Genomic DNA, 5275 nt, shown 5'->3' with positions numbered 1-5275 from the left:
CAAAAATGGACGATGCCGCTGAGGGACTGGCGTATGGCTATGAGCCGCTTTATTATCGAGTTCGGTGATCGTCTGGACGGTCACTACTGAGAAAAGGCATTTACACAGAATCGTGTACAGGGTCGATTAATCAGCGCCGTCAGCTCAGCGACTACCGCTGGATTCTGAAGCCCATCGCCCAAGGTTTCACGGGTGATTTCAGTGTAATGACACAATGCGTCAGCCACCTGCACATCGGGCATATCCAGTTTTTCGCTGTTGATAAACACGCTATCGCCCACGCGCAACACCCGCAAACCGCTGAGACGCGTTAACACTTCACCATCGAGCAGAGCGCTGACCACTTCGCTTTGTTCAAAAGGCGGTTCCGCAGGTGCGACATCCAACTCATGGCGCGGCGTGGAGATAAAACGGCCGAACCAGTTATTAAAATCTTCCGGTTGGTTGATCATTTCGATCATCATGGTACGTAAACGTTCCAGCTCATGCGCTTCAATGCGTTCAGGATGCTCACGCAGCGTTAAATCCGGATCGCTGTAGTGCTACTGCCAAGATCGTTTTCCAGCGCATAGTCGGCAAAACTGCTGATCAAATCTCGGCCATTAGGCCCACGGAAACCGACGGAATAATTGAGTGTGGTCTCAAAGGTAAAACCGTCATGAGGGAAGCCCGGCGGAATATACAGGATGTCGCCAATCTCCATTTCGACATCAATGATCGGCGTAAAGGGCTCACAGTGCAGCAGCGCCGGGTGCGGGCAATGCTGTTTCAAGGGGAGCTTATCTCCCACGCGCCAGCGGCGACGGCCCATCCCCTGAATGATAAAGACGTCGTACTGATCGATATGCGGCCCAACGCCGCCCCCCGGCACGGAGAAAGAGATCATCAGATCGTCCAGCCGCCAGTCTGGCAGGACGCGAAACGGACGAACAAGCTCCGCTGACGGTGCATGCCAATGGTTGACCGCCTGAGCCAGCAACGACCAATCGGTTTCCCCTAAATCATCAAAATGCTCAAACGGCCCATTGCTGGCTTGCCACTGGCCATTTTTATGACTTACCAGTCGGCTATCCACCTCAGGTTCCATCGCCAGACCAGCCAGTTCGTCGGGCGTGATCGGGTCGACGAAATCAGGGAACGCGCGTTTTAATACAACCGGCTTTTTTTGCCAGTAATTGGCTAAAAATTCGGGCCAGTTCAGATTGAGTTGGAAAGACATAATTCGCACCAGTGAGAAGAGAAACGGGCGAGATTATAAAAAGAGTGATACCGGTCCCGCCTTGTCATGCGTCAAGACTCTACGCATCCTCCCGCGCATCGCCGCATTAATGAGTTGAAAACGAGACTAATTATCATCTATATTTTAATTCTCATTAAAAAATGTTTCACCACGTGATAACTCCCTATCAATACTAAGGTTTTTACTCTGGAGAAGATAACAATATGGCTATCCTGCTTTCCTCTGCCCGCCGCGGTATACGTCATCTGGTGCTGGCTTCAGCGCTGCTGGCCGCTTACGCCGTCCCCGCCATGGCTGAAGAGTCATTAACGCTGTATACCACGCGCGAGCCGGGCCTTATTCAGCCATTGCTGGATACCTTTACCAAAGACAGTGGCGTGAAGGTCAATACCGTTTTCATCAAAGATGGCATGCTCGAGAGAGTAAAAGCTGAAGGGCAAAACTCCCCAGCGGACCTGCTGATGACCGTCGATATTGGTAATCTGGTGGATCTGGTCGAAGCAGGCGTGACACAGCCCGTGAAATCGGCAGCGCTGGAAGCCGCCATTCCTGCCAATTTGCGCGGTGCCGATGACCAATGGTTCAGCTTATCCATGCGCGGCCGTGTGCTGTATGCGGAAAAATCGCTGCCACTGAACAGCTTCACCTACGAATCGCTGGCCGATCCGCAGTGGAAAGGCAAAGTGTGTATCCGTGCCGGACAGCATCCGTACAACACGGCCTTGATTGCGGCCATGATCGCGCACCACGGTGAAGCCAAAACGGAAGAATGGCTGCGCGGCGTCAAAGCCAATCTGGCACGCAAAGCCACCGGCGGTGATCGTGATGTGGCACGTGATATTCTTGGCGGCATCTGTGATATCGGTCTGGCCAACACCTATTATGTCGGCCACATGAAGAACGCCAAAGAGGGTACAGATGCGCGCCAATGGGGCGATGCGATCAAAGTTGTGAAACCGACCTTCGAGCAAGGCGGTACGCATGTCAATATCAGCGGCGCAGCGGTCAGCCGTTATGCACCGAATAAGGCGCAGGCAGTGAAACTGCTGGAATATCTGGTGTCGGCACCGGCCCAGCAACTCTATGCCAAGGCTAACTATGAATACCCGGTGCGCAAGGGAGTTGAGCTGGACCCGATTATTCGTGACACCATTGGTGAACTGAACGTCGATCCTCTGCCGTTAACCGACATCGTGAAACACCGTAAACAAGCCAGCCAGTTGGTCGATAAAGTTGGCTTTGATCAATAAGCATCAAAATGCACTGACGGCGCGCAGCATGTTCTATACGCTGCGCGCACCGCTTTCGCCACTCGGCATCACCAGCTGCGCCATTGCACTCGGCGTGCTGATGCCGATCCTGTCGTTGCTCTGGCTGGCGGCCGACACTGATTTCAGCCACTGGGCACACCTGTTTCAGTATGTGCTGCCTGTCGCGACGCGTAACACGGTTATTCTGTTAGTCGGCGTTGCGCTGCTGGTCACCGTCATCGGCGCTGGCTGTGCCTGGCTGGTTACCCTGTATGATTTCCCGGGGCGGCGCATCCTCAGTTGGGCACTGCTTTTACCACTGGCAATGCCAACCTATATCGTGGCCTTCGCCTGGCTGGATCTGCTGCACCCTATCGGCCCGGTTCAGACGGCGCTGCGTGCCCTGCTCGGCTACGACAGCCCACGCCAGTTTCGCTTGCCGGATATTCGCTCTATGACTGGTGCCATTATCCTGCTGGGCATCGTGCTCTACCCTTATGTTTACCTCACAATGCGCGCCATGTTTATCAGCCAGCCCGCCCATTTGCTGGAAGCAGCACGCACATTGGGCAGGAGTGCTACCGGAGCATTCTTGCAAGTCGCGCTGCCAATGGCGCGGCCGGCACTCGCCGTAGGTGTCAGTCTGGCCCTGTTGGAAACGCTCAATGATATCGGCGCATCCGAATTTCTTGGCGTCAACACGCTAACGGTCGCCATTTATACCACCTGGGTGACGCGCTCTGATTTGCCCGCCGCAGCACAAATTGCCGTATTAATGCTGATTGGCGTGATGCTACTGCTGACGCTGGAATATTATGGTCGACGCCGCCAGCGCTACGGCAGCAGTCGCTCGCAGCGCACGGTAACGCCAATACGCTTATCTGGCGTAAAGGGGATGCTGGTCTTTAGCATAACAGCCTTACCTGTAGTACTCGGCTTTATCGCCCCTGCACTGTTTCTCGCCTGGGAGAGTGCCAAGCGCCTGCATCAGGAGACGCCCCTTTCCCATGGATTGTGGCAGTCCCTACAAAACTCGCTGCTGCTGGCGCTCGGCGTCACACTCACGGTGTTGGTCACTGGCATGATTGTCTCCTGGTTTGCTCGCCATTCTGCCATCCGTTCACAACGCGGTGGCTTTCGCCGCTCACTGCTGCGCGTTGCCTCTCTCGGGTACGCGGTACCGGGCACCGTACTGGCAATAGGATTACTAACACCAGGGCTGGCCGTGGATAAATGGCTGGCAAGCCTGCTGGAGTATCAGGGGTTACCCTTGCTCTCGAGTGGCATTCTGCTGGTTATCTGCTGCGCGATTCGTTTCCAGACTATCGCCATCGGAGCCACAGACGCGGGCCTAACGCGCCTGTCTCCCGCACTTGAACAGGCTTCACGCCTGTTGGGGGAGAACGCCACCAGAACATTTTTTCGTGTACATCTGCCGTTATTACGCCCGGCGTTAGTCACCAGCACCTTGCTGGTGTTTGCGGATGCGATGAAAGAGTTACCCGTAACGTTACTGCTGCGACCGGTCAACTTCGAAACGCTGGCAACCGTGCTGTACGCCGAAGCTGCACGCGGCACTTACGAAGAAGGGGCGATTGCCGCGTTGCTCATTGTGCTGGCAGGCACGCTACCGGTGATTTTGCTGGCGCACAGCCAGTTCAGCACCGCGCACAAGCCTAACGAACCGCAACAGAACACTGCACCTTATCAAGGAGAATCGTCGCGACATGTCTGACGCCACACTGGTTCTGGAAGCCATCCATGTTGCCTACGGACATGGACAACAGCAACATCATGTCCTCAGCGGTTTTTCGCTCACGGTTCAGGCGGGTGAACTCACTTGTTTGTTGGGGGCATCCGGTAGTGGAAAAACCACCGTATTACGCGCTATTGCCGGATTTGAACCGCTGAGCGCAGGCCGTATTCAGGTTTCGGGCACCTGCGTTGCCGGGCCGGGCATTCACCTGCCGCCGGAAAAACACCACGTCGGCATGGTGTTTCAGGAATATGCCCTGTTTCCTCATCTGACTGCGGCGAAGAATATCGCGTTTGGGTTGCGCAAGCAGCCAAGCTCCGTCATACAGTCCCGTGTACGTGAACTGCTGGAACTCGTCGGGTTAAGCGCGTTGTCAGAACGTTATCCTCATGAGCTGTCCGGTGGCCAGCAGCAGCGTATCGCACTGGCACGCGCGCTGGCGCCAGAACCCAGCATTCTGCTGCTGGATGAGCCGTTTTCCAGCCTGGATGCCGAGACGCGTCAGCGGCTGGGGCAGGACGTGCGTGACATTCTCAAGGCATCAGGACAAACGGCCCTGATGGTCACGCACAGCGAGCAAGAAGCGATGATGATGAGCGATCGTATCGGTTATATGCACGCGGGAGCGTATAGAGAAGCTTCCGCACTTGCCTGATGAATGACAGGAAGGAAGCACGGAGTCCGTTGATTAGTCGCTGACTATCAAGAGTTCTTAATACTTTGCTTTCTTCTGCACGGGATAAAAACATCTTATCGAAAGTACAAACGGCGTCTCACAGAGTTTGCATCGCCTCCCTGACGGGAGCAAATACTAGATAATCCTCAGGAAATTCACCAAATTCCTGCCAGCATTGAGTAACCTGGTTGAGATCTACGTTAAAGGGCAAGAAAAAACGCCCATCAGTTGTATTAGTCGCGACTTGATCTGACACTGGACCTTGCAAGGTTGAGAGTTACCGGTTTTGATATGGGTGTCCAATCCTTATACAAAACACGAGGTAACTCTCATGATTCATACTAACAATCCCA

The 5275-nt window shown here is 54.6% G+C and carries 3 protein-coding genes and 1 pseudogene; 3 read left to right on the top strand and 1 reads right to left on the bottom strand.

Annotation, left to right across the window (positions count from 1 at the left end; genetic code table 11):
- Positions 1-83: 83 nt before the first annotated feature.
- Positions 84-1219: pseudogene (locus tag ACTBDZ_RS14825) on the bottom strand (ribosomal protein uL16 3-hydroxylase).
- Between the two features lie 224 nt (positions 1220-1443).
- Here ACTBDZ_RS14825 and ACTBDZ_RS14820 point away from each other — a divergent pair.
- The 3 genes from ACTBDZ_RS14820 to ACTBDZ_RS14810 are packed head-to-tail and all read left to right on the top strand — an operon-like array spanning position 1444 to position 4901.
- On the top strand, positions 1444-2490 hold the full coding sequence (locus tag ACTBDZ_RS14820) for a Fe(3+) ABC transporter substrate-binding protein (protein ID WP_438815887.1): 1047 nt from the start codon (positions 1444-1446) through the stop codon (positions 2488-2490).
- A 28-nt stretch (positions 2491-2518) separates the two neighbouring features.
- Positions 2519-4225, top strand: coding sequence for an ABC transporter permease (locus ACTBDZ_RS14815; RefSeq protein WP_438815886.1), 1707 nt, complete (start codon positions 2519-2521; stop codon positions 4223-4225).
- Positions 4218-4901, top strand: a complete 684-nt coding sequence (locus ACTBDZ_RS14810) for an ABC transporter ATP-binding protein (protein WP_438815885.1) — start codon at positions 4218-4220, stop codon at positions 4899-4901. The genes ACTBDZ_RS14815 and ACTBDZ_RS14810 overlap by 8 nt, the downstream gene beginning before the upstream one ends.
- Positions 4902-5275 lie beyond the last annotated feature (374 nt).

The sequence above is a fragment of the Symbiopectobacterium sp. genome (genome assembly GCF_051710365.1).
GTDB lineage: Bacteria > Pseudomonadota > Gammaproteobacteria > Enterobacterales > Enterobacteriaceae > Symbiopectobacterium.
This window is presented reverse-complemented; position numbering and strand designations above follow the sequence as displayed.

What these genes read in the sequence shown, in the direction of transcription:
- ACTBDZ_RS14820 (WP_438815887.1), top strand. Translation starts at nt 1,444, where the DNA reads ATGGCTATCCTGCTTTCCTCTGCCCGCCGCGGTATACGTCATCTGGTG.
- ACTBDZ_RS14815 (WP_438815886.1), top strand. Translation starts at nt 2,519, where the DNA reads ATGTTCTATACGCTGCGCGCACCGCTTTCGCCACTCGGCATCACCAGC.
- ACTBDZ_RS14810 (WP_438815885.1), top strand. Translation starts at nt 4,218, where the DNA reads ATGTCTGACGCCACACTGGTTCTGGAAGCCATCCATGTTGCCTACGGA.